Below are 23,965 nucleotides of genomic sequence, written 5' to 3'. Positions count from 1 at the left end.
CTGGGCCTTCCAGTGGGTGGAGACTCAAGGGCGCGGTGGGCGCGGTGGGCGCGGTGGGCACGATGGGGGCGGTCGTGGCGGAGACCTTGCGGGACATTCTCGACGCGGCGGCGCGGGGCGTCTTCCCGTCGGCGGACGGCCGTACGACGGTCGTGGCCCAGGCGTCCCACCGGGACGCGGGCGTCCTGTCCTTCACCGCGCACTCCGTCGTCTTCACGGACGAGGATCCGCAATGGGTGTACGACACGCTGGACGCCGTGCCGTGCGACGTCCTCGCGGCGACGATGAACGCGCGGTTCCTGGCCGCCTTCATGGAGCGGACGGGGCGTACCAGCGAGACGATCGACGCGCTGTTGGTCGGCTCGCCCCTGCCGGGTGAGCCGCCGCTCGCGCTCGAGGAGATCGCGGACACCGGGCATCCGCGGATCGAGTACGCCCGCGGGCGGCGCGACGACGTGCGCGCGTGGACGGCGGACGGCGGTGTGCTGGTGATCGGGCGAGGGGTCGCCGGGCGGGCGGAGGTCTCCGTCGAGGTGGACGAAGGGGCCCGCCACCGGGGGCTGGGCCGGGCCCTGGTGACGGCGGCCCGGCATCTCGTCACGGAGCCGCTGTGGGCGCAGGTGGCGCCGGGGAACGCCCGCAGCACGCGGGCGTTCCAGGCGGCCGGCTACCGGCCCGTGGGCGCGGAGGCGCTGCTGCTCAGTGCCAGGGCTCGTAGTGCGGGTTGCTCTCGCAGTCGCCCATGATCTCGACCTTGGTCTTCTTGTCGACCGGACAGACCCCGATGATGTACTTCCGCGCGATGCCGCCGGGGAAGGCGACCTCGACCTGGTCGGCCCACTTGTGGGTGTCGCCGATGGTCTTGTTGACGTCCACACCGCCGGGGGCGTCGATGTAGTAGTTGTAGCCGGCCTTCCACCACGTCTTGTACAGGTCGTGGTCGTACGTCGTGGAGACGTACGGGGAGGGCTGGTTGACCAGGACGTACTTCTCGATGTCGTACTGGCCGTTGACGACGTCCTTCGGGTGGAAGCCCTGCTCGAAGACGATGTCCGGGCCGCGGCCGTCGCTGCGGTAGAGCGTGCCGCAGGTCTTGCGCCAGACCGGGTCGGGGGTGATGCGGTCGACGTCGACGCGATGGTCGACGGCGGCCTCGACCGGGTCGTCGAACTGGGGGCAGGCGGGGGCGGCAGCCGCGGTGGGGGCAGGGGCGGCGGGCTGCTGGGGAGTGGTCGCGGCCGTCGTCGCGAGGACGGCCGCGAGGGACAGGGCGGCGGCAGCGGCGCGCCGCCGCAGGCGAGTTGTGATCATGGGAGCACGATCCCGGTCCCGCGGCGGCGCGTCGGGGACCTTCACTCGTGCGGCGGCGCGTCAGCTGACCACACGTCAATCAGCCGTGCCTCAGCGGAAGATGCCCGTGTGGCCCAGCGAGTAGCGGCCCGGCTGCGGGTAGACCGCGAGGCCGTGCGGGCCACTGCCGACGGGGACGCGGGCGAGCTGGGTGCCGGTGCGGGTGTCGATGGCGTACACCTCGGAGTCGTAACGCCCCGACAGCCACAGGACCTTGCCGTCGGCGGAGACGCCGCCCATGTCGGGGCTGGCGCCGTCGGGCAGGTGCCACTTCTTGGTGAGCTTGTTCTGGGTGAAGTCGAAGACGGAGACGGTGCCTTCGCCGCGGTTCGAGACGTACATCTCGCGGGAGTCGCGGCTGACGTAGAGGCCGTGGGTGCCCTTGCCGGTGGGCAGGAGCTTCGGCTCGGTGAACTTGGCGCCGTCCAGGACCCACATGCCGTCGGCCATCATGTCCGCGATGTAGAACCGCTTGCCGTCCGGCGAGATCTTCACGTCCTGCGGCATGGCGCCGTCGAACGGGAGCTTCTGCTGCCCGACGACCTTCATCTTCTCCGTGTCGACCTTGAGGAGTTCGCCGCTGAACTCGCAGGAGACGATGAAGTACTTGCCGTCGAGGGAGAAGTCGGCGTGGTTGACGCCGTAGCAGGTCACCGGCTCCGTCTTGATCGTCTTCATGGTGTGCGGGTCGCGGAAGACGAGTTCGCGGTCGAGGGAGGCCATCACGACGGCGTACTTGCCGTTGGGCGTGAAGTAGAGGTTGTACGGGTCGTGGACCTCGACCGGCTTGCCCGCCTTCCCGGTCTTCGGGTCGATCGGGGTGAGGGTGTGGCCGCGGTTGTTGTTGACCCAGAGAGTCTTCAAATCCCAGGAGGGGACGACGTGTTGGGGCTGCCGTCCGACCGGGATCGTCTCGATGATCTCGTACGTCTTCGGATCGATCACCGAGACGGTGTCGGACTCGGTGTTGGGGACGTAGACCCGGGACGGGAAGTCCTTGACCACCGGGGAGAGCTTGTTCGGGCGGTCGGCCGCGTACACGTCCTCCGGGTCGAGGACGGGCGGCATGCCGGGCAGGCCCTGCACCGGCTTCCTCGTCGGCGGGGCGGGTACGGCTGCCTCTGTGATCCCGGATTCGCCGGCTCGGTCCCTGGTCGTCTCGGTGCCACAGGCGGCGAGCGCGGTCAGGGCGGTGAGGGCGGTCAGGGCGGCGAGGGTGCTCGTGGTGAGGTTGCGGTGCATCAGCTCAGCAGCTCCGTGGTGGTGACCGCGCGCAGTCCACGACGGTCGAGTTCTTCCAGTACGGCGGGGAGTGCGGCGACCGTGTCCGCGTACCCGAAGTGCAGGCTCACCACGGATCCGTTGCGGATCTCGCCGAGGACCTTGCGGGTGACGGCTCCGGCGCCGGGCGAGGTGAAGTCGAGGGAGTCGACGTCGTAGGAGAGAACGTGCGGGTAGCCCGCGGTGTGCGCCAGGCGCTCGACGAGGGGGGAGGCGCGGGCGGCGCGGGAGGGGCGGAACCAGGTGCCGATGGATGCGGTGAGGCGTTGGAGGCGCTCGGCGCAGCCGGTGATCTCCGCCCGGGCGGCCGCCACGGACATGGTGTTGATGTCGAGGTGGCGGAGGGTGTGGTTGCCCAGGTCGTGGCCGCCGTCGAGGATGCGGCGGGCGAGGGCGGGGTGTTCGTCGAGCCAGGTGCCGACGGCGAGGACGGTGACCCGGGCGTCGTGTCGTTCGGCTTCGGCGAGGAGGGCGCGGGCGGTGGTGGGGTCGCCGCCGCCGTGGAAGGTGAGGGCGATGCGGGGGTGGGTGCGGGGGCCGTGGGTGAGCTGGGTGGGGTGGGTCGGGAAGTGGCGGGGGGCGGGGGCTTCGGATGTGGCTTTGGCTTTGGCTTTGGGGGAGGACCTTTCGGTGGCGGGGGCCGGGCGGGCGACTTCGCCGTGGGTCGCGCAGCCGGCGGCGAGGGCACCTGCGGTGACGAAGGTGGCGCCTGCGCGGAGTGCCGTACGGCGGTCGGTCGTGGTCACCCGCACCATTTAAGGGGGGTTGCGGGGGAAAGTGGGCGATTCGTCCGAACGGCGGCCGGTGCGGGTCGCGCCGCACCAGGGGGCTCCGCCCTCAGCGGTCCGCCACTCTCATCTCGAACCAGGTCGTCTTGCCTCGCGGGAGCAGATCCACGCCCCAGCGGTCGGAGAGCTTGTCCACCAGGAACAGGCCCCGCCCGCTGATGTCCATCTCCTGGACCGGCATCAGACAGGGGAGACCCCGGGACGGGTCGCGGACCTCGATGCGGATCCAGCCGCGGCGGCGGCGCATGCGGAGGCCGAAGACGCGGGCGCCGGTGTGGCGTACGGCGTTGCCGACGAGTTCGGAGACCAGTAAGACCGCGTCTTCCGTCACCTTGGGGGTGAGGCCCCACTGGCGGAGGACGACGACCTGGGCCAGCCGGCGGGCCGTGGCCGCGGACTCGGGGCGGGACGGCAGCGGAACCTCCGCCTCCGTGGGGTTGCCGAACAGTTCGAGCGCCTTGAGTGCGTGTTCGTCCTCGACCGTCGGAGACCAGCGCGCCGCGGTCGCACGGCTCTCTCCCCGCGGCTGTTCGATACCCTCCAGCCCCGCCATGCCCCCATCATGGCCGCCGAAAGGGCCCTCCGGGGCCGTTCCTGACGAATACGCCCCCCGGAATCTGTCATTCCGCGCGGGTCGTCCGGCATATGCCAATGGCACTTCGGTGCCTGGAACAGCCCGTCCGACCTGCGGCGGAGGCTCCGTGGGCGGCAATCGACAGGCTCCCTCGACAAGGCAGACTTAAGGTTGCCTTAAGGCTCCCATAAACCGCCCCATCGAGGGACCCGCATCAGACACGGCGTCAATTGCAAGCGGTTCAGAGAAACTTCGCCTTGCCGGGGCCTTCTTCCACGAAGCTCTTCATCCCGCGTGCGCGGTCCTCCGTGGCGAACAGACCCGCGAACCAGTTCCGTTCGACGGCCAGACCGGTCTCGAGGTCGGTCTCCAGGCCGGCGTCGATCGACTCCTTCGCCGCGCGCAGCGCGATCGCCGGGCCCTGCGCCAGCTTCGCCGCCCACGCGTGGGCCTGCGTGTAGACCTCGTCGGCGGGCACCACGCGGTCCACCAAGCCCAGGGTCAGCGCCTCGTCCGCCTTCACCATGCGGCCGGTGAAGATCAGGTCCTTCGCCCTGGAAGGGCCGGTGAGCCGGGACAGGCGCTGTGTACCGCCCGCGCCCGGGATCAGGCCCAGCAGGATCTCGGGCTGGCCCAGCTTGGCGTTCTCGGCGGCGATACGGAAGTCCGCGCACAGCGCCAACTCACAGCCACCGCCCAGCGCGTAACCCGTCACCGCCGCCACCACCGGCTTGGGGATCCGGGCCACCGCCGTGAACGAGTCCTGCAGGTCGCGGGCGCGCAGGACCATCGCCGTGTGGTCCATGGCCTGCATCTCCTTGATGTCCGCGCCGGCCGCGAACACCTTCTCCCCGCCGTAGATCACCACGGCCCGCACATCGTCCCGGCGAGCCGCCTCCTCCGCCAGCTCCTTGAGCCGGTCCTGCGTGGCGACGTCCAGCGCGTTCATGGGCGGGCGGTCGAGGCGGATCGTGCCGACGCCCTCGGCGACTTCGAGATTCACGGTCATGCAGGCAGGTTAACGGGGACTAACGGCAACTGGTTCGGTGCCGTGGGTCACACTCGGCCGGGGGTCTGGGGGTTGTCCCCCAGGCAGACACAGCACGGGGACTAACGACAACCTGTTCGGTGCCGTGGGCCACACCCGGTTGCCCAGGCCCCGGTGCCGTGGGTCACACCCGGTTGCCCCCAGGCCCCGGTGCCGTACCTCACACCAGGGCCGTGCGCCTACGGGAAGTCCTACGCCTTCCACTTCTCCCACGACATGTTCCAGCCGTTGAACCCGTTGTCGGGCGCGACCGTCGCGTCGTTGGAGTTCTTCACGGTCACCACGTCACCGATCATCGAGTGGTTGAAGAACCAGGCCGCCGGCACGCCGCTGTCGTAGCCGCCGCGCACGTCGCGCAGGCCGATGCAGCCGTGGCTGGCGTTGTAGTTGCCGAAGGCGCCGCCGCCCCAGTAGTTGCCGTGGATGAAGGTGCCGGAGTTGGTCAGGCGCATGGCGTGCGGGACGTCCTTGATGTCGTACTCGCCCTTGCCGTCGGCGTCGGTGTAGCCGACCGTCGCGCCGTTCATACGGGTCACCGTGAGCCGCTCGCTGATGACCATCTGGCCGTTCCAGGTCTCCATGCCTGGCTTGCCGGTGGTGACCGGGATGGTCTTGACGACCTTGCCGTCCTGCATGACCTTCATCGTGAGCTTCTTGACGTCGACCACGGAGACCTGATTGCGGCCGATGGTGAAGGAGATGGTCTTGTCCTGCTTGCCGTAGACGCCGTCGCGGCCCTCGACGCCGTCGAGGTTGAGGTCGACGGTGACCTTGGTGCCTTCCTTCCAGTACTCCTCGGGGCGGAAGTCCAGGCGGTCGTTGCCGAACCAGTGGCCCTCGACCTCGACGGCCGGCTCGGTCTTGATGCTGATGGCGCTCTCGACGTCGGCCGGGTTGGTGATGCCCCGGGTGAAGCGGACGGAGAACGGCATTCCGACGCCGACCTTCGAGCCGTCCTCGGGGGTGAAGCTGCCGACGAACGTGTTCTCGGGCGTCAGGGTGGTGAAGCTGGAGTCCTCGGCGGCCTCGCGGCCCTCGGAGTCCTTCGCGACCGCGTGCACCGTGTACTTGGTGGCGGCGGCGAGATGTGTGGACGGCGTCCAGGTGGCGCCGTTGCCGGTGATCTTCCCGGCTATCTCGGCGCCCTTGGCGTCCTTGACCTCGACCTGGGTCAACTCGCCCTTGGCGGCGCTGACCTTGAGGGCGCCGCTGGTGTCGACGGACTTGGCGCCGTCCTTCGGGGCTATGGAGACGACGGCCTGCGACTGCTTGGCCTCCGCCTGGGACGAGCTCTTGTCCTTGTTCGTCCCGTTCCCGTTCCCGTCCCCGGACTCGCCCCCCGAGTCGGAGCCGCCGCCCCCGCCGCACGCGGTGACGGCCAGCAGCAGGACGCCGAGTATCAGCGCCAGCAGCCCCCGGCCGCGTCGCCCCCGCGCGTCAACCGACGCCCCCGATATCGGTCGCACGTTCAACTCTTCTCCCCTCGCGGGGCCTGGTCCGGCCCCCGCTCCCCCGCGCGTACCACCACGCGCACCGGCGCATAGTAACCACAAGGTCAGGGGCACATGCGGCTCCTGATTGTCACTGTTCCGTACCGACTTCAACGGAACGTTGGAGCAACCCGCCCCCCTGTCGGGTCACTTCAGCGCGCTGCCCGCCTTCCACTCCTTCCAGCCCATGTTCCACCCTCCGAGCCCGTTGTCGGGAGCGACCTTCTTGTCATTGCTGTGGACGACCTCGACGACGTCCCCGATGAGGCTGCGGTCGAAGAACCAGCCCGCGGGCGTGTCCGCACCGCCGCCCTTCACGTCCCTGAGGCCCACGCAGCCGTGGCTGACATTGACCCGGCCGAAGGCGTCCGGCGCCCAGTAGTTGCCGTGCAGGAAGGTGCCGGAGTCGGTCAGGCGCATGGCGTGCGGGACGTCCGGAATGTCGTACTCGCCCTTGCCGTTCTTCTTCTTGAAGCCGACCGTGGCGCCGTTCATCCGGGTCACCTCGAGCATCTCGGTGACGACCATCCTGCCGTTGTACGTCGTGGTCTTCGGGGCGCCGGCCGTGATCGGCACGGTGGCCAGCAGGTCGCCGTCCCGCCGCACCTCCATGGTGTGCTCGGCCGCGTCGACCAGGGAGACCTGGCTGCGGCCGATGGTGAAGGAGAAGGTCTTGTACTGCAGGCCGTAGACGCCGGGGGCTCCTTCGACGTCCCTCAGCCGCAGGCTGACCGTGACCTGGGTGCCGGGCTTCCAGTACTGCTCGGGGCGGAAGTCCAGGCGGCCGTTGCCGAACCAGTGCGGGCGGATCTCGACGGGCGGATTCGCGGTGACGTGGACCGCCCGTTCGACGGCCGCGCGGTGCTCGATCTCCCGGTTGAACTCCAGGGAGACGATCATTCCGGTGCCGACGGTGGAGCGGTTCTCCGGGGTGACGTATCCGATGAAGCGCTCGTCGGGGACGTGCGTCGTGAAGATGGTGTGGCGCGCCGAACGGCGGCCGTGGCCGTCCACGGCGACCGCGTCGATCGTGTACTTGGCGGCCAGCGCGAGCTTCTCGTCGTCGGGTTCCCAGCTCAGGCCGTCCTCGGAGAGATGCCCGGGCACCGGGGACTCCTGGGCGTCCTGGGATTTGACGGCCTTGACCGACTCCAGTCGTCCCTCGGGCACCCGTACCAGGAGTTTCTCCTCGGGCCGTACCCCCTTGGTGCCGTCGTCGGGCGTGATCCTGATGATGTCCTTCGGTGCCGGGGGTTTGCCGAGCCCGCCGAGGTCGACGGCGCCCCTGCCGTCGGTAGTGCAGCCGGTGGCCCCGGCCAGCAGTCCTGCCCATGTCAGTACGGTGGCCAGTGCGACCCCCACGCGCCGTGCGCGCCCAGTTACGTGCCTCACGGCGTGCCCAACGACGGCGCCTGCTTCGGGGAAACGTGAGTGCGACCGCAGCTCTGGGCAGAACAGTGGGGAGAACGACGCGAGGGGGTGCCGTGGCCGGGACGTCACCTGCCCTTTCCCACGTCGTTCCACGAGCCGTGGGAGGCTGACAGGTGTCCAGCGCAGCCGAGCAGGAGGCGGTGGCCGAGGACGGTCGCACCGCCGCCGTCGTCAACGGCGCGCGCCGCACCGCGCCACCGCCGGCCGTGCCCGTGCGGCCGGGGGCGCCCACGCCGCTGGGCGCCCGGTTCCGGGTCGGCCCGGACGGGGTGGCGGGCACCAACTTCGCGTTGTGGGCGGGCGGGGCTGAGGCGGTCGAGCTCTGTCTGTTCGACGAGGCGGGCAAGGAGACACGGGCCCGGCTGACCGAGCTGACCCATGAGATCTGGCACGGCTTCGTGCCGGGCGTGATGCCCGGCCAGCGCTACGGCTACCGGGTGCAGGGCCGCTGGGACCCGTGGACCGGCGGCCGCTGGAACCCGGCGAAGCTGCTCCTGGACCCGTACGCCCGTGCGGTGGACGGCGACTTCAGTCTCCCGCCGGAGGTGTACGGGCACGTTCGCGACTGGCCCCAGCAGCACGTGGCGGACACCGTGCGCGACGACCGGGACTCGGCGCCGTTCGTCCCGAAGGGTGTCGTGGTCCACGACGACGGCCCCGACGACGAATGGATGGACGACCACCGTCCCAAGACGCCGTGGGCGGACTCGGTGATCTACGAGGTGCATGTGCGGGGCTTCACGCGGCTGCACCCGGGCATCCCCGAGGAGCTGCGGGGCACGTACGCCGGACTGGCGCATCCGGCGGCGATCGAGCACCTGGTGAAGCTGGGCGTCACGGCCGTCGAGCTGCTGCCGGTCCACCAGTTCGCGCACGAGGACCATCTGCTGCGCAAGGGCCTCAAGAACTACTGGGGCTACAACTCGATCGGCTACTTCGCGCCGCACGCGACGTATGCCGCCTCCGGTACGACGGGACAGCAGGTCGGCGAGTTCAAGCGCATGGTCCACGCGCTGCACGAGGCCGGCATCGAGGTCATCCTCGACGTGGTCTACAACCACACGGCGGAGGCGGGCGAGCTGGGCCCGACCCTGTCCCTGAAGGGCATCGACAACCGCGGCTACTACCGCCTCCAGTCGGACGCCCGCCGGTACGCCGACTACACGGGCTGCGGCAACACCCTGCACGTGGTGCAGCCGCACGTCCTCAGGCTCATCACCGACTCGCTGCGCTACTGGGTGACCGAGATGGGTGTGGACGGCTTCCGCTTCGACCTGGCCGCCGCGCTGGCCCGCTCGATGCACGACGTCGACATGCTGTCGCCGTTCCTCGCCGTGATCGCGCAGGACCCGGTGCTGCGGCGGGTGAAGCTGATCGCCGAGCCGTGGGACGTCGGCTCCGGGGGCTATCAGGTCGGGGCCTTCCCGCCCCTGTGGACGGAGTGGAACGACCGCTACCGCAACGCCGTACGGGACTTCTGGCGGGGTGCGCTGCCGGACGTACGCGACCTGGGCTACCGCCTGTCGGGGTCGAGCGACCTGTACGCCTGGGGCGGGCGCCGGCCGTACGCCTCGGTCAACTTCATCACCGCGCACGACGGTTTCACGCTGCGGGACCTCGTCTCGTACGAACGCAAGCACAACGAGGCCAACGGCGAGGGCAACCGGGACGGGACGGACGACAACCGGTCGTGGAACTGCGGGGCGGAGGGGGAGACGGACGACGAGCGCGTACGGGCTCTGCGGCGCCGCCAGTTGCGGAACCTGCTGACGACCCTGTTGCTGTCGACGGGCGTGCCGATGCTGGTCGCGGGCGACGAGCTGGGCCGCACCCAGCGCGGCAACAACAACGCGTACTGCCAGGACAACGAGATCAGCTGGGTCGACTGGAGCCTGCTGGAGGACCCCGGCTGGAAGCAGCTGTTCGACCTCACCGCCCGCCTGATCGACCTGCGCCACCGCCACCCCGTGCTCCGCCGCCGCGCCTTCTTCTCCGGGCGGGCGCACTCGGCGGACGGTCTGCGGGACCTGGCCTGGTTCACGGCACGCGGCACGGAGATGACGGAACGGGACTGGTACGCCCCCGCCGCCACCCTCGGCATGTACCTCTCCGGCCGGGACATCCCCGGCCGCGACGAGCGCGGCGCCCCGATCCTCGACGACAGCTTCCTCGCCGTCCTGCACGCCGGGGACCGGCCCGCGAGCTTCACGCTGCCGGGGCCGCCGTGGGCGGAGCGGTACGAGGTGGTGGTGGACACGTCGAGGGAGGAGCAGGGAGAGGCACCCGGGGTCGAACACCGGGCGGGGGCGGTGATCACGGTGCCGGCGCGGGCGGTGCTGCTGCTGAAGGTGGCCGACTGAGAGTCCACGCCCCCGCCGCCCCTACCCGTCCCATCCCCCAGGGGCTCCGCCCCTTCAACCCCGACGGGGGCTACGCCCCCTACGACCCGGGCGGGGACCGCGTTCCCGCATCCCCCGGAGGACTCCCGCCCCTTTGAGCCCGGTGGGGACCGCGTCCCCTGGTCTGCTTGGAGGCCTGTCGCGTGGGCGGCGCCGCTGGCCGTGTGCTGGGCGGCGTGGTCAGCCGAGGATTCCGCGGTCGTAGGCCGTTGCCACTGCTGCCGCGCGGTCCTTGACGCCCAGCTTGGCGTAGAGGTGGGTGAGGTGGGTCTTGACGGTGGCCTCGCTGATGAAGAGTTCGCGGGCTATCTCGCGGTTGGAGGTGCCCCGGGCGACCAGGGCCAGTACCTCACGTTCGCGGGCGGACAGCGGCTCCTTGCCGGGGGCCCTGGGGGTACGGACCGCGGAGACCAGGCGGGAGGCGACGGCCGGGGAGAGGACGGTACGGCCTTCCGCGGCCGCGCGGACCGCGGTGAAGAGTTCGTCGCGGGGGACGTCTTTCAGGAGGTAGCCCGTCGCGCCCGCCTCGATCGCGGGGAGGGTGTCGGAGTCGGTGTCGTACGTGGTCAGGACGAGGACCTTGGCGCGGGCGCCGCGGCGGGTCAGCTCCCGGATGGCGTCCACCCCGCCCCCGCCCGGCATGCGCAGGTCCATCAGGATCACGTCGGGGTCGAGGGCGGCGGCCCGCTCCAGCGCCTCGATGCCGTTCGACGCCTCGCCGAGGACGCGGAAGCCGGGCGCCGACTCGAACATGCCGCGCAGACCGTCCCGTACGACGGGATGGTCGTCGACGATCAGCAGGGTGACGGGCGCGTCATCGGTCATGGCGGACCAACGGTACGCGAGCCGACACCGCCGTACCGTGCCCCGGCTCGGACTCGACCGTGAGGGTGCCCGCGATGCGTTCGGCGCGGGCGCGCATGCCGTCGAGGCCGAAGCCGCCGGTGCGGGTGCGGGCGCGGTCGGCGAGGGGGTCGAAGCCGCGGCCGTCGTCGCGGATGTCGAGGATCACCTCGTCGCCGAGGAAGGTGAGGGTGACGCCGAGGCGGGTGGCCCGGGCGTGCCGGGAGGCGTTGGAGAGAGCCTCCTGGGCGATGCGCAGCAAGGTCGCCGCGACCTCCTCGTGGAACTGTTCCGCCGGCCCCGTCACCGTGAACTCGGCGCGTATGCCCGTCCGTTCGCCCCATTCCGCGACCGTGTTCTTCAGGGCTTCGGGCAGTCCGTCGTTCGTCAGCGCCACCGGGGCGAGGTTGTGCACGGAGCGGCGGGCCTCGCCCAGGCTGTCGCGGGCCAGGGCGGAGGCGCGTTCCAGGTGGGTGCGGGCGATGTCGAGGTCGGGGGCGTTCGCGACGACCTGGAGCTGGGCGATGATGCCGGTCAGGCCCTGGGCGATGGTGTCGTGGATCTCGGCGGCGAGGCGGCGGCGTTCGTCGGCGACCCCGGCTTCCCTTGCCTGGACGAGGAGTTGGGCGTGCAGGGCGGCGTTCTCGTCGAGCGCCTGCTGCAGGGCCGTGTTGGTGCGTTCGAGTTCGACGATGGTGGCGGCGCGGTCGCGGGAGCGCTGCTCCTCCTGCTGGGCGAAATGGCCGGCCACCATCAGCAGCACGTTCATCGTGACCAGCATCACGCCGAACAGTGCCCACTGGACGGGGCTGTGGAACGGCATCCCGCCGGCCTGCGAGCTCGCCACCACGACGCTGGTGGCGAAGAGACCGAGCCGCTGCCGGCGCGTTCCGGGGATCAGTTCGTCGGCGTCGAGGTAGCCGGTGGACGCGTAGAACCCGAAGAGCGGGTTCAGCCAGGTGAGGGCGAAGGAGATCGCCCAGCGCAGGACGTAGTAGACGGTCCCGCGGCGGGACGGGGTCCGGCGGCCGTGGCGTGGCCCGTGCCACAGCTGAAGCACTGCCGCCGCGACCACCAGCGCCCCGGCCGCGTACCACTCGGCGGGGCCCGCCATCAGATCGCTCGCGACCGCCGCAAGGAGGGCGGAGACAACGAGCAGCCCGTAGACGCCCCAGGTGTGGAACTGGTCCTGACGGCGGTCGATCCGCCGGTCCGCCGCGGTCATCTCCCCAGTCTGCACGGGACTTCGCCTACTCCCAGCGGAACCAGCGCGCGGCCCCGGCCGTCAACAGCACCGTCCAGGCCACCAGCACGCCCAGGTGGCCCCAGCCCGGCCAGTCCCCCGCCGCCGCCTGGTTCAGGGCCTGCGAGGCGGCGCCGAACGGCGTGTACTCGACGATCCGGGCCAGTACGTCCGGCATGGTCTGCACCGGCATCCACACGCCCGCGCAGAACATCGCCGGGAAGAACACGGCGGACCCGATGGCGCCCGCGACCTTCGTCGTCGGGGACAGGGCGCAGATCACCGCGCCCAGCGCGAGGGCGGCCAGGACGGTCAGGAGCAGGGCCACGGCGTATCCGAAGGGCTGCTCGGGCAGTCGTACGTCGAAGGCGAGCCGGCCCACCACGAGGGCGAGCAGCGCCGACGCCAGCGCGGCCGCGCCGTACACCAGCATCTGCGCGGACAGCAGGGCGACGGGCCGGACGGGTGTGGTGGACATCCGGCGCAGGATGCCGCGCTCGCGATACCCGGTGAGGGTCTGCGGCATCGCCTGGATCCCGCCGACGATCAGGCCGAGCAGCACGGTCACCGGGACGTAGACGTCGATCACGCGCAGTCCGTCGAGGGACGGGTCGGGGTCGCGGAAGGACGGGATGGAGCCGAGGATCACCAGCAGGAGGGTGGGGAACAGCAGGATCCAGAAGAGGCTGCCGGGCTCGCGCCTCAGGAGGCGGAACTCGCCTTTCAGTACGGCGCTGTTGATGACGGCCGTGCTCATGCCGCCGCCTCCTTCGTGAGGTCGAGGAACGCGTCGTCCAAGGTGGCGTCGGTGACGCGGAGTTGGTGGGCGGTGATGTGGCACCGGGCGAGCAGGGTGATGACCGCGTTGACCGTCTCGTCGGTGCCGGAGAGGGTGATCCGGCCGTCCTTGTGCTCGATCGACGCGAGCGCGGGCAGCGCGTTCAGGTCACGGTCGTCGAGCGGGGCGGACGGGGTGAAGCTGATGACGGTGGCGCCGGCCGAGCGGCGGATGAGGCCGGCCGGGGTGTCCAGGGCGGCGATCCGGCCCTTGTCGATCACGGCGATCCGGTCGCACAGGCGCTGTGCTTCCTCCATGAAGTGGGTGACGAGGAGGACGGTGACGCCGTTCGCCCGGATGTCCTCGATGAGCTCCCAGGTGTCCCGGCGGGCACGCGGGTCGAGGCCGGTGGTCAGCTCGTCCAGGACGACGATCCGGGGATTGCCGATGAGCGCGAGCGCGATGAACAGGCGCTGCTTCTGGCCACCGGAGAGCTTCGCGAACCGGGTGGTCAGCTTGGCGGTCAGGCCGAGGCGTTCGGCCAGGGGCCGCCAGTCCAGCGGGCGGGGATAGAAGGCCGCGTACAGCTCCAGCGCCTCGCGGACGGTGAGCCTGGCCTGCAGCTCGCTCTCCTGGAGCTGCGCGCCGAGCACCCGGCGGGTGGCCTCGTCCTCGGTGACGGGGTCGAGGCCGGTCACCCGGACGCGGCCGGCGTCGGGGACCCGCAGTCCCTCGACGCACTCGACGGTGGTGGTCTTGCCGGCCCCGTTCGGGCCGAGGACGCCGAAGATCTCGCCTTCCTCGACGATGAAGGAGACACCGTCGACGACGGGGCGGCCGGCGTAGGACTTGCGCAGGTCGGTCACTTCGATGACAGGCATGGCATCAGCGTCGCGGCGGGCGCGGGGCGAGCGCATCGGCCGTCGCGCTCGAAGCGGCATCAACCGATCGGCTGATGCCGCCGTACGACCCCCCGCGTCCCCGCTGTACGACTCCTCGAACACCCAGGTCGTAGGACCAGCGGCCGATCCTGGTCCGGCCAAAACTCGGTGGGCGTTGTCAGTGCCGATCCGTAGGCTCCGTGCTGATGGCGACGACACCTGCAACCACCATGGACCCCGCAAAACCCGTCGGCCGGTCGGCCGTACGCGCGCTGTTGCGGTTGTGGCCGTACGTCCGGCCCGTGCGGATGCGGCTGTTGACCGCCGCGTTCGTCGCGGTGCTCGCCTCGTGCGCGGGGCTGGTGATTCCGCTGGTGCTGAAGTGGATGGTGGACGGTCCGGTCGCCGACCGGGACTCCGCGGGGGTGTGGCTCGGGGCGCTGTGCCTGCTGCTGCTCGGGCTCGCGGAGGCGCTGCTGTTCGGGCTGCGGCGGTGGCTGGTGGCGCGGCCGCTCGCGGCGGTCGAGGCGGGGATGCGGGCCGATCTGTACCGGCATCTCCAGCGGCTGCCGGTGGCCTTCCACGACCGGTGGGCGTCCGGGCAGCTGCTGTCCCGGGCCACGACGGACCTGATGCTGCTGCGCATGTTCCTCGCGTTTCCGCTGACGTTCCTGCTGGTCAACGGGGTGACGATCGTCATCGGCGTGGTGATCATGCTGATCCAGGACTGGTCGCTCGGGCTGGTCATCCTCGGTCCGGCGATCCCGGTGATCGTGACCTGCGTGGTCTTCGAGACGCGGTACACCAAGGTGGCGCGGCAGGCCCAGGACCAGGTCGGCGATCTGACGACGGTCGTCGAGGAGAGCGTGCTCGGCATCCGGATCATCAAGGGGTTCGGGCGGCACCGGAGTCAGGCCCGGGCGTTCCGGGAGCTGTCGCGGACCTTGCGGGGGACGGAGCTGCGCAAGGCGGGGCTGCTGGCGACGATCTGGGGCGTCATCGTGACGCTGCCGGAGGTGGCGATCGGGGTGGCGCTGGTGCTGGGGGCGGTCCAGGTGGCCGACGGGGATCTGTCGGCGGGGACGCTGGTGGCCTTTCTGTCGACGGCACTCGCGCTGCGGTGGCCGGTGGAGTCCATCGGCTTTCTGCTGGCGATGAGTCAGGAGGCGGCGACGGCGACCGAGCGGTACTTCGAGGTGATGGACGAGAAGCCCGAGTCGCGGGCGACAGCCGCCGCACCGCGGGCCGAGGACAGCGGACTTCGCTTCCAGGACGTGTCGTTCCGCTACCCCGACGCCCCCGAAGACTCACCGCCCGTCCTCGACCGCATCAACCTCCACATCCGCCCCGGCGAGTCCATGGCCCTCGTCGGTGCCACCGGGAGCGGCAAGACCACGCTCACCGCGCTCGTGCCGCGCCTGCACGAGGTGACGTCCGGGCGGATCACGCTGGACGGCGAGGACATCACCGCGATGTCCCGGGAGGAGCTGCGGTCCAAGGTGGCCGTCGCCTTCGAGGAGCCGACCCTGTTCTCCGCCGGAGTGGGGGACAACGTACTCATGGGGGCTCAAGGCGGCGCAGGACAGGACGAGTTGGAGCGGGCCTTGGCCGTGGCGCAGGCCGACTTCGTGTACACGTTGCCGCAGGGCACGGACACCCAGGTGGGCGAGCAGGGGCTCAGTCTCTCGGGCGGCCAGCGGCAGCGGCTGGCGCTGGCCAGAGCCGTGGTGGGCCGGCCCCGGTTCCTGGTGCTGGACGATCCGCTGTCCGCGCTGGACGTGCACACCGAGGCCGCCGTCGAGGCCGCGCTGCGGGACGTCCTCGCCCGGACCACGGGGCTGATCGTGGCGCACCGCCCGTCGACGGTCCTGCTCGCCGACCGCGTCGCGCTGCTCTCCGGCGGCCGGATCGCCGCCGTCGGCACGCACCAGGAACTGCTGCGCACGAACGCCGAGTACGCCCATCTGATGGCCGGGACCCCCAGCGGCACGACTGAGGAGGCAGCCCGATGACGGCGCCGGCGACCACGACCACCGCACCGGGCAAGGAGCACCAGCCCGCCGACGAGACCGCCCGGCAGGACGACGCCTTCGACCGGGACGTCCTGCCCACTGCTCCGGGCGCCACCGCCGCCCTGCTGCGCTCCCTGCTCGCCCCGATGAAGGCCCGCGTCGCCTTCACGACACTCCTGCTGCTGCTCCAGCAGGCGGCCATGCAGGCGGGCCCGCTGCTGGTGGCGTACGCCATCGACAGCGCCGTCCCCGCGTTCCGCGACCACGACAACGGCCCGCTGGTCGCGGTCGGCGTCGGCTATCTGGTGTGCGCGCTCGCCTCCGGCTCCCTGCAGTCGGCGTTCGTCGTCGCCGCCGCCCGCGTCAACCAGGACGTGCTGCTCGACCTGCGCGGCCGGATCTTCCGCCACGCGCAGGCGCTGAGCGTCGACTTCCACGAGCGCTACACCTCGGGCCGGCTCATCTCCCGCTCCACCACGGACGTGGAGTCGCTGCGCGAGCTGCTGAACGAGGGTCTGCAGGAGCTGGTCGGGGTCGTCCTGTCCTTCGCCTACATCTCGGCGCTGCTGCTCTGGCTCGACCTGGGGCTCGGCGCGGTGGCGGTGGCGTCCTTCGTGCCGCTGTATCTGCTCATCCGGATCTACCGGCGCCGCGCGGGGCGGGTGTACCGGGCGCGGTCGACGGCCATCGCGGCCGTGATCGTGAAGTTCGTCGAGACGATGAACGGCATCCGGCCGGTGCGCGCCTTCCGCCGGGAGGCGGTCAACGACACCGACTTCGGGGTGCTGAACACCCGGCACGAGCGGACCAACGGTGACGCGCTCCTGGAGATGGCCCGCTATGTGGTCGGCTCCCGGCTGGTCGCCAACACGGCGGTCGCCGTCATCGTGCTGTGGGGCGCGCACCGGGTGGCGGACGGCTCGTTGGAGCTGGGGGTGCTGGCGGCCGCGGTGCTGTACTTGCGGCGGCTGTACGACCCCATCGACCGGCTCGGGATGTTCCTGAACTCCTACCAGTCGGCGGCGGCCTCCCTGGAGAAGATCGCCGGACTGCTCGCCCAGACCCCGTCCGTGGCCGAACCGGCGGCACCCAAGGAGCTCCCGCCCCTCGAGTCCGAGCACCCGGGCCGCGAGGTCGTCTTCGACGGGGTCCGCTTCGCCTACCGCACCGGCGGCGAGGTCCTCCCCCGCTTCGACCTGACGCTCGCTGCCGGGCAGACGGTCGCGGTCGTCGGCTCGACCGGCGCGGGCAAGTCGACCCTGGCCAAGCTGCTCGCCCGCTTCTACGACCCCTCCGACGGGCGGGTCCTGCTCGACGGCGTCGACCTGCGCGACCTCGCCGTGCCCGAGCTGCGGCGCGGGGTGGTCATGGTGACGCAGGAGGCGTTCCTGTTCTCCGGCACGGTCGCCGAGAACATCGCGATCGGACGGCCGGACGCCACCCGTGAGGAGATCGAGGAGGCCGCGAAGGCGATCGGCGCGCACGACTTCGTCACCGCGCTGCCCGACGGCTACGACACGGACGTCCGCAAGCGGGGCGGCCGTATCTCCGCCGGGCAGCGCCAACTCGTCGCGTTCGCGCGGGCGTTGCTCGCCGACCCGGCGGTGCTGATCCTCGACGAGGCGACCAGCTCGCTGGACGTCCCGGGTGAGCGGGCGGTGCAGCGCGCGATGGCGACGGTGCTGAAGGGGCGTACGGCCGTGGTCATCGCGCACCGGCTGTCGACCGTGGAGATCGCGGACCGGGTGCTGGTCATGGAGCACGGGCGGATCGTCGAGGACGGCAGTCCGGACGAACTCGTCGCGGGCACGGGCCGGTTCGCGGATCTGCACCGGGCGTGGCGGGACAGCCTGGCGTGACCGATCAGGGAGACACCAGCCAGGGAGACACCAGCACATGATCGACGCGTACGAGGATCCCGGCACGCCCGACTGCCGCGGCGGCGGCCGGTATCTGTGGTGGCTGGTGAGGTGCCAGCCGGGCCGGGCCGCCGCCGGGGCGCTGCTGGGCAGTACCTGGATGGTGCTGCTGGCGGCGACGCCGTACCTGATGGCCCGGGCGATCGACGAAGGCCTGGAGCCGGGTGACAGGGGCGCGCTGGTCGGCTGGAGTGTCGCGCTGTTCGCGGTGGGGGCGTTCAACGCCTGGCTGAGCATCATGCGGCACCGCACGATGACCCGGGTGCGGATGGACGCCAACTTCCGCACGGTCAAGGTCGTCGTCGGGCAGGCGGTCCGGCTGGGTGCCGCGCTGTCCCGGCGGGCCGGGGCCGGGGAGGTCGTCACGATCGGCGTGGGCGACGTGCAGACGATCAGCCAGTCCCTGACCGTCGTCGGGCCCGGGGTCGGCGCGGTCGTCGCCTATCTGGTGGTCGCCGGGCTGCTGCTGTCGGTCTCGACGCTCATCGCCGTGGTGGTGCTGCTCGGCATCCCGGTGATCGTCCTGCTGGTCGGGCCACTGCTCACCCGCCTCCAGGGCACCGAGACGGAGTACCGGGAGCGGCAGGGCGTGCTCACCGCCCGGATCGCCGACCTCGCGGGCGGGCTGCGTGTTCTCAACGGGCTTGGCGGGAAAGGGCTGTTCGCGGACGCCTTCCACCGGGACTCGCAGCGGCTGCGGTCGCAGGGCTACCGGGTCGGCGCGGTGACCAGCTGGGTGCAGGCGCTCGGGGTGGGGCTGCCGACGCTGTTCATGGCCGTCGTGACCTGGCTGGCGGCCCGGCTCGCCGCCCAAGGCGCCATCACCATCGGCGAGTTGGTGTCGGTGTACGGCTATGTGGCGGTCCTGGTGGGGCCGGTGGCGTTCTGGGTGGAGTGCGGCTACCAGATCAGCCGGGGTCTGGTGGCGGCCCGGCGGGTCGTACGGTTCCTGCGTCTGGAGCCGATGGAGGACACCGGCACCCGGGACGCGCCCGCGGAACCCTCGGTGCTGCACGACCCCGAGTCGGGCGTGCGGGTGCTGCCGGGGCGGCTGACCGCGCTGGCCTGCGCCCGCCCCGCCGACAGCGCGGCCGTGCTCGACCGTCTGGGCCGGTACGTCCCCTCGGCGGCGGCGTGGGGCGGGGTGCCGCTCGACGAGATCGCGCTGGCGCAGGTCAGGCGGCGGATCCTGGTCGCCGACCACGAGGCCGACCTGTTCGCCGGCACCCTGCGCGAACTGGTCGGCGGCGGGGACGACCCCGGCGACGAGGAGCGCGTCGCGCGGGCCGTGCACACCGCCGTCGCCGACGACATCGTGCAGGGTCTGCCGGACGGGCTCGACTCGGCGATCGACGCGCAGGGCCGCAACCTCTCCGGCGGCCAGCGGCAGCGCGTGCGGCTGGTGCGGGCACTGGTCGCCGACCCCGAGGTGCTGCTCGCCGTCGAGCCGACCTCGGCGCTGGACGCCCACACCGAGGCGCGGGTGGCCGAACGGCTGGGGGCCGCGCGAAAGGGCCGTACGACGGTCGTCACCACCACCTCCCCGCTGGTGCTGGACCGCGCGGACACCGTGCTCCACCTGGTCGACGGCAAGGTCGCGGCCACCGGCAGCCACCGCGACCTGCTGGAGCGGGAGCCGGGATACCGGGCGCTGGTGGCGCGAGACACCGAGATCACGGACGCCGAGATCACAGACACCGCCGACGCCGAGGAGGCCGTACGGTGACCGGCTCGACGACCTCTTCCGGACAGTTGCCCGTCGCCGGACCCGCCGACGTGCGGCGGGCCTCCGTGCGGCTGGTGAAGGCCGACCGGCGGGCCTTCGCGGCCACGCTCGCGCTGAACGCGCTGGCCGCCGTCGCCGGGCTCGCCGGACCGTGGCTGCTGGGGCGGATCATCGACGAGGTGCGGGGCGGGGACGGGGTCTCGGCCGTGGACCGGCTGGCGCTGGCCCTGCTGGTGTGCGCGGTGGCGGAGTTGCTGCTGGCCCGGTGGGCGCGGTACGTCGGGCACCGGTTCGGGGAGCGGACGCTGGCGCGGGTGCGCGAGGAGTTCGTGGACCGGACGCTGGCGCTGCCGGCGTCGGTGGTGGAGCGGGCCGGCACCGGCGACCTGACCGCGCGCGGCACGGCCGACGTGGCCACCGTCGGCACCACGCTGCGCGACGCCGGGCCCGAACTGCTCATCAATGGGGTGCAGTTCCTGTTCGCGCTGGTCGCGGTGTTCGTGATCGACCCGCTCCTCGGCGCGTTCGGCGTGCTGGGCCTGACACCGATCTGGTTCGCCCTGCGCTGGTATCTGCGCCGGGCACGGGACGGCTATCTGGCGGAGGGTGCGGCCAACTCGGAGGTCGCCGAGGTCGTCGCGGCGACCGCGTCGGGCGCGCGCACGGTCGAGGCGCTCCGCCTGGAGGAGCGGCGGATCAGGGCGAGCCGGGAGGCTCTGGAGACGTCCCGGCGCACCCGCCTGCACACCCTCTACCTGCGCACGGTGTTCTTCCCGGCGGTGGAGGTGTCGTACCTGATCCCCGTGGCCGGGGTGCTGGTGATCGGCGGGATGCTGCACGCGGACGGCGAGATGAGTCTGGGCGCGGTGGTGGCGGCGGCGCTGTACCTGCGGCAGATGAGCGAGCCTCTCGACCAGATCCTGGTCCGGGTGGAGCAACTGCAGAGCAGCGGCGCCTCGTTCGCCCGCGTGGAGGGGCTGGCCCGGGCCCCGCGGGCCGACGCGGCCGACGCCCCCGTCCCGGCGGACGACCTGATCGAGGTGACCGGCGTGCGCTACGCCTACGACCGGGGCGGCGAGGTACTGCGGGGCGTCGACCTGACCGTGCGCCCCGGGGAACGGCTCGCGGTCGTCGGGCCCTCCGGCGCCGGCAAGACCACCCTGAGCCGGCTGCTGGCGGGCGTGGACGCGCCCAGCACCGGCACGGTGACGGTCGGCGGGGTGCCCGTCGTCGGCCTCGGCCCCGAACAGCTGCGCCGCCAGGTCGTCCTGGTCACCCAGGAGCACCACGTCTTCCTCGGCACGGTCCGCGACAACCTCCTGATCGCCGAACCCACCGCGACGGACGAGGACCTGTGGGCCGCGCTGGAGGCGGTCGGCGCGGACACCTGGGTACGGGAGCTGCCGGACGGCCTCACCACGACGCTCGGCGAGGGAGGTTGCCGTACGGACGGCTCGCAGGCGCAGCAACTCGCCCTCGCCCGGGTCGTCCTGGCCGACCCCCACACCCTGATCCTCGACGAGGCCACGGCCCTGCTCGACCCGACCACCGCCCGCCACACCGAGCGCGCCCTGGCCGCCGTGCTGGAAGGCCGTACGGTCATCGCCATCGCTCACCGGCTGCACACCGCCCACGACGCGGACCGGGTGGCGGTGATGGAGGACGGCCTGCTGACCGAACTCGGCACGCACGACGAACTGGTGGCGGCGGACGGGGCGTACGCGGCGCTGTGGGGGTCGTGGCACGGGGACCGGTCGGCCTCGACCGAAACCTCGCTCTGACCGTCCAGTCCGTTCAGTCCGTTCAGTCCATTCAGTCCGTTTCAGTCCGTATACCGAACATGATCTCCCGGACAACGAACCATTTCCGGCCAACTTTCTGACGCGCTCCTGACAGAAACCGCCGTCTCCTGCGACTCTTCCCACGGCCGCTTCGCAGCAACCCCACAGCACATCCGTGTGACGCGGCCGCATGTGGTTCCCCGCACCGCCCTGTTCTGCCCGGACGGCCCACCCGCCGACCGGTCTCCCCTGGCCGTGCGACCCGCGGCCACGCAGAAGGAGTCAGTGTTGAGAGACAGTTCCTCCCACAGACGCACCTCCCACACCAGCACCTCCCCCACCCGCACCACCCCCCGTCGCAGGGTCGCCGCCGTGGCCCTGGTCGGCGTGTCCGCCCTGATCGCCGCGGCCGTCCAGTCGGGCGCCGCCACCGCAGCCCCTCAGAAAGCACCGTCGGCCGCGGGAAAGGTCATACCGGGCGCCGAGTCGGTCAAGCTCACCCCCGCCCAGCGCGCCGCGCTGCTCCGCACGGCCGAGTCCGCCAAGGCGGAGACCGCCGAGGAACTGGGCCTCGGCACCAAGGAGAAGCTGGTCGTCCGTGACGTCCTCAAGGACGGCAACGGCACGGTCCACACCCGCTACGAGCGCACCTACGACGGCCTGCCCGTCCTGGGCGGCGACCTGGTCGTGGAGAGCACCAAGGCCGACGCGACCGATGCCGTCGTGAAGGCCACCCGGGCCACCATCAAGCCGGCGACCACGACGGCCAAGCTGTCCACCGCCAAGGCCAGGACCCAGGCCCTCGCCGCGGCGAAGGCCGAGGACGCCAAGAGCCCCGAGGTCAACCGCGCCCCGCGCAAGGTGATCTGGGCGGCCGACGGCAAGCCGACCCTCGCCTACGAGACGGTCGTGGGCGGCTTCCAGCACGACGGCACCCCGCAGGAGCTGCACGTCGTCACGGACGCGACGACCGGCGCGCAGCTGTACGAGTGGGAGGCCATCGAGACCGGCACCGGCAACACGGTGTACAGCGGTCAGGTCACCCTCGGCACCACGCAGTCCGGGACGACGTTCAACCTCACCGACGGCGCCCGCGGCGGCCACAAGACGTACAACCTCAACCGCGGCACCTCGGGCACCGGCACCCTGTTCTCCGGCCCGGACGACATCTGGGGCAACGGCACCCCGTCGAACCTGGAGTCGGCGGCCGCGGACGCGCACTACGGGGCCGCGCTGACCTGGGACTACTACAAGAACGTACACGGCCGCAGCGGCATCCGCGGTGACGGCGTCGGCGCCTACTCCCGGGTCCACTACGGCAACAACTACGTCAACGCCTTCTGGTCCGACAGCTGCTTCTGCATGACGTACGGCGACGGCTCGGGCAACGCCAACCCGCTGACCTCGATCGACGTGGCCGCGCACGAGATGACCCACGGGCTCACCTCCAACACGGCGGGGCTCACCTACAGCGGCGAGTCCGGCGGTCTCAACGAGGCGACCTCCGACATCTTCGGCTCGACCGTCGAGTTCTACGCCAACAACTCCTCCGACGTCGGTGACTACCTCATCGGCGAGGAGATCAACATCAACGGCGACGGCACGCCGCTGCGGTACATGGACAAGCCGAGCCAGGACGGCTCGTCGTACGACAACTGGTACTCCGGGATCGGGTCGGTCGACGTCCACTACTCCTCGGGCCCCGCGAACCACTTCTTCTACCTGCTGAGCGAGGGCAGCGGCACCAAGACCATCAACGGGGTCAGCTACAACTCGCCCACCGCGGACGGCCTCGCGGTCACCGGCATCGGCCGGGACAAGGCGGAGAAGATCTGGTTCCGTGCGCTCACCACGAAGTTCACCTCGACCACCAACTACGCGGCGGCCCGCACCGGCACCCTCGCGGCGACCGGTGAGCTGTACGGCACGACGAGCGCCGAGTACAAGGCCGTGCAGGACGCCTGGGCGGGCGTCGCGGTCGGCGCCCGCTCCGACGGTGGCGGCGGGGGCGGTGGCGGCACCGCCTTCGAGAACGCCACCGACGTATCGATTCCGGACAACGGAGCGGCGGTCACCTCGTCACTCACCGTGTCCGGGCGGACGGGCAACGCGCCGTCGAACCTGGCGGTGGCGGTGGACATCGTCCACACCTACGTCGGTGACCTCCAGGTGCAGCTGGTCGCGCCCGACGGCACGGCGTACACCCTGAAGGCGTACGGCACCGGTGGCAGCGCGGACAACCTCAACACCACGTACACGGTGAACGCCTCCTCCGAAGTGGCCAACGGGGTGTGGCAGTTGAGGGTCCAGGACAACGCGGCCCAGGACACCGGCTACATCAACAGCTGGAAGCTCACGTTCCCGTAGGCCTCACGGCGGGGTGAGACGCGCGGCCCCCGGGACGAAGGCATTCCCGGGGGC

At 71.4% G+C, this 23,965-nt stretch carries 18 protein-coding genes; 7 read left to right on the top strand and 11 right to left on the bottom strand.

All coding sequences use genetic code 11. The features are described from left to right. Nucleotides 1-74 precede the first annotated feature (74 nt). Nucleotides 75-746 (top strand): N-acetyltransferase family protein, encoded by a 672-nt coding sequence (locus QFZ76_RS34930; protein WP_373464392.1) that lies wholly within the window; start codon nt 75-77, stop codon nt 744-746. Here QFZ76_RS34930 and QFZ76_RS34925 read toward each other — a convergent pair. From QFZ76_RS34925 to QFZ76_RS34895, 7 genes are all read right to left on the bottom strand, one after another. Beyond that, nucleotides 700-1,311 (bottom strand): ADP-ribosyltransferase, encoded by a 612-nt coding sequence (locus tag QFZ76_RS34925; RefSeq protein WP_307677423.1) that lies wholly within the window; start codon nt 1,309-1,311, stop codon nt 700-702. The genes QFZ76_RS34930 and QFZ76_RS34925 overlap by 47 nt on opposite strands. Before the next feature lie 90 nt (nt 1,312-1,401). Then, a complete protein-coding gene (locus QFZ76_RS34920) occupies nt 1,402-2,592 on the bottom strand; it encodes a YncE family protein (RefSeq protein WP_307677422.1) in 1,191 nt (396 codons plus the stop codon). Next, complete coding sequence (locus QFZ76_RS34915; RefSeq protein ID WP_307677421.1) at nt 2,592-3,386, bottom strand: polysaccharide deacetylase family protein; 795 nt, start codon at nt 3,384-3,386, stop codon at nt 2,592-2,594. The genes QFZ76_RS34920 and QFZ76_RS34915 overlap by 1 nt, the downstream gene beginning before the upstream one ends. Nucleotides 3,387-3,468: 82 nt before the next feature. Further along, the gene (locus QFZ76_RS34910) at nt 3,469-3,972 is read right to left on the bottom strand and encodes an ATP-binding protein (RefSeq protein WP_307677420.1); all 504 of its coding nucleotides are present in this window, start codon (nt 3,970-3,972) and stop codon (nt 3,469-3,471) included. 262 nt (nt 3,973-4,234) lie between these two features. Then, nucleotides 4,235-5,002, bottom strand: coding sequence for an enoyl-CoA hydratase/isomerase family protein (locus QFZ76_RS34905; RefSeq protein WP_307677419.1), 768 nt, complete (start codon nt 5,000-5,002; stop codon nt 4,235-4,237). Nucleotides 5,003-5,232: 230 nt separating this feature from the next. Next, a complete protein-coding gene (locus tag QFZ76_RS34900) occupies nt 5,233-6,513 on the bottom strand; it encodes an Ig-like domain-containing protein (RefSeq protein ID WP_307677418.1) in 1,281 nt (426 codons plus the stop codon). A 165-nt stretch (nt 6,514-6,678) separates the two neighbouring features. Beyond that, a complete protein-coding gene (locus tag QFZ76_RS34895) occupies nt 6,679-7,923 on the bottom strand; it encodes an Ig-like domain-containing protein (RefSeq protein ID WP_307677417.1) in 1,245 nt (414 codons plus the stop codon). Between the two features lie 152 nt (nt 7,924-8,075). Here QFZ76_RS34895 and glgX point away from each other — a divergent pair, with 152 nt between their 5' ends. Then, the gene (glgX, locus tag QFZ76_RS34890; protein WP_307677416.1) at nt 8,076-10,322 is read left to right on the top strand and encodes a glycogen debranching protein GlgX; all 2,247 of its coding nucleotides are present in this window, start codon (nt 8,076-8,078) and stop codon (nt 10,320-10,322) included. A 219-nt stretch (nt 10,323-10,541) separates the two neighbouring features. Here glgX and QFZ76_RS34885 read toward each other — a convergent pair whose 3' ends face one another. The 4 genes from QFZ76_RS34885 to QFZ76_RS34870 are packed head-to-tail and all read right to left on the bottom strand — an operon-like array spanning nt 10,542 to nt 14,106. Further along, complete coding sequence (locus QFZ76_RS34885) at nt 10,542-11,186, bottom strand: response regulator transcription factor (protein ID WP_307677415.1); 645 nt, start codon at nt 11,184-11,186, stop codon at nt 10,542-10,544. Next, nucleotides 11,176-12,429 (bottom strand): sensor histidine kinase, encoded by a 1,254-nt coding sequence (locus tag QFZ76_RS34880; protein WP_307677414.1) that lies wholly within the window; start codon nt 12,427-12,429, stop codon nt 11,176-11,178. The genes QFZ76_RS34885 and QFZ76_RS34880 overlap by 11 nt, the downstream gene beginning before the upstream one ends. A 25-nt stretch (nt 12,430-12,454) precedes the next feature. After that, nucleotides 12,455-13,204 carry an ABC transporter permease gene (locus QFZ76_RS34875; RefSeq protein ID WP_307677413.1) on the bottom strand — a complete coding sequence of 250 codons (750 nt, stop codon included), beginning with the start codon at nt 13,202-13,204 and terminating at the stop codon, nt 12,455-12,457. After that, complete coding sequence (locus tag QFZ76_RS34870) at nt 13,201-14,106, bottom strand: ABC transporter ATP-binding protein (RefSeq protein ID WP_307677412.1); 906 nt, start codon at nt 14,104-14,106, stop codon at nt 13,201-13,203. Before QFZ76_RS34870 ends, QFZ76_RS34875 begins: the two co-directional genes overlap by 4 nt. A 206-nt stretch (nt 14,107-14,312) precedes the next feature. Between QFZ76_RS34870 and QFZ76_RS34865 the strand changes: the two genes are divergently transcribed. The 5 genes from QFZ76_RS34865 (at nt 14,313) to QFZ76_RS34845 (ending at nt 23,911) form a co-directional block, all read left to right on the top strand. Further along, complete coding sequence (locus tag QFZ76_RS34865) at nt 14,313-16,118, top strand: ABC transporter ATP-binding protein (RefSeq protein ID WP_307677411.1); 1,806 nt, start codon at nt 14,313-14,315, stop codon at nt 16,116-16,118. Further along, on the top strand, nt 16,115-17,977 hold the full coding sequence (locus tag QFZ76_RS34860; RefSeq protein WP_307677410.1) for an ABC transporter ATP-binding protein: 1,863 nt from the start codon (nt 16,115-16,117) through the stop codon (nt 17,975-17,977). The genes QFZ76_RS34865 and QFZ76_RS34860 overlap by 4 nt, the downstream gene beginning before the upstream one ends. Nucleotides 17,978-18,014: 37 nt before the next feature. Beyond that, the gene (locus QFZ76_RS34855) at nt 18,015-19,763 is read left to right on the top strand and encodes an ABC transporter ATP-binding protein (protein WP_307677409.1); all 1,749 of its coding nucleotides are present in this window, start codon (nt 18,015-18,017) and stop codon (nt 19,761-19,763) included. Further along, nucleotides 19,760-21,544 carry an ABC transporter ATP-binding protein gene (locus QFZ76_RS34850; RefSeq protein WP_307677408.1) on the top strand — a complete coding sequence of 595 codons (1,785 nt, stop codon included), beginning with the start codon at nt 19,760-19,762 and terminating at the stop codon, nt 21,542-21,544. Before QFZ76_RS34855 ends, QFZ76_RS34850 begins: the two co-directional genes overlap by 4 nt. Before the next feature lie 288 nt (nt 21,545-21,832). Next, nucleotides 21,833-23,911, top strand: a complete 2,079-nt coding sequence (locus tag QFZ76_RS34845) for a M4 family metallopeptidase (RefSeq protein WP_373464391.1) — start codon at nt 21,833-21,835, stop codon at nt 23,909-23,911. The last annotated feature ends 54 nt before the right edge of the window (nt 23,912-23,965 follow it).

The sequence above is a fragment of the Streptomyces sp. V4I2 genome (assembly GCF_030817655.1).
Lineage (GTDB): Bacteria > Actinomycetota > Actinomycetes > Streptomycetales > Streptomycetaceae > Streptomyces > Streptomyces plumbiresistens.
This window is presented reverse-complemented; position numbering and strand designations above follow the sequence as displayed.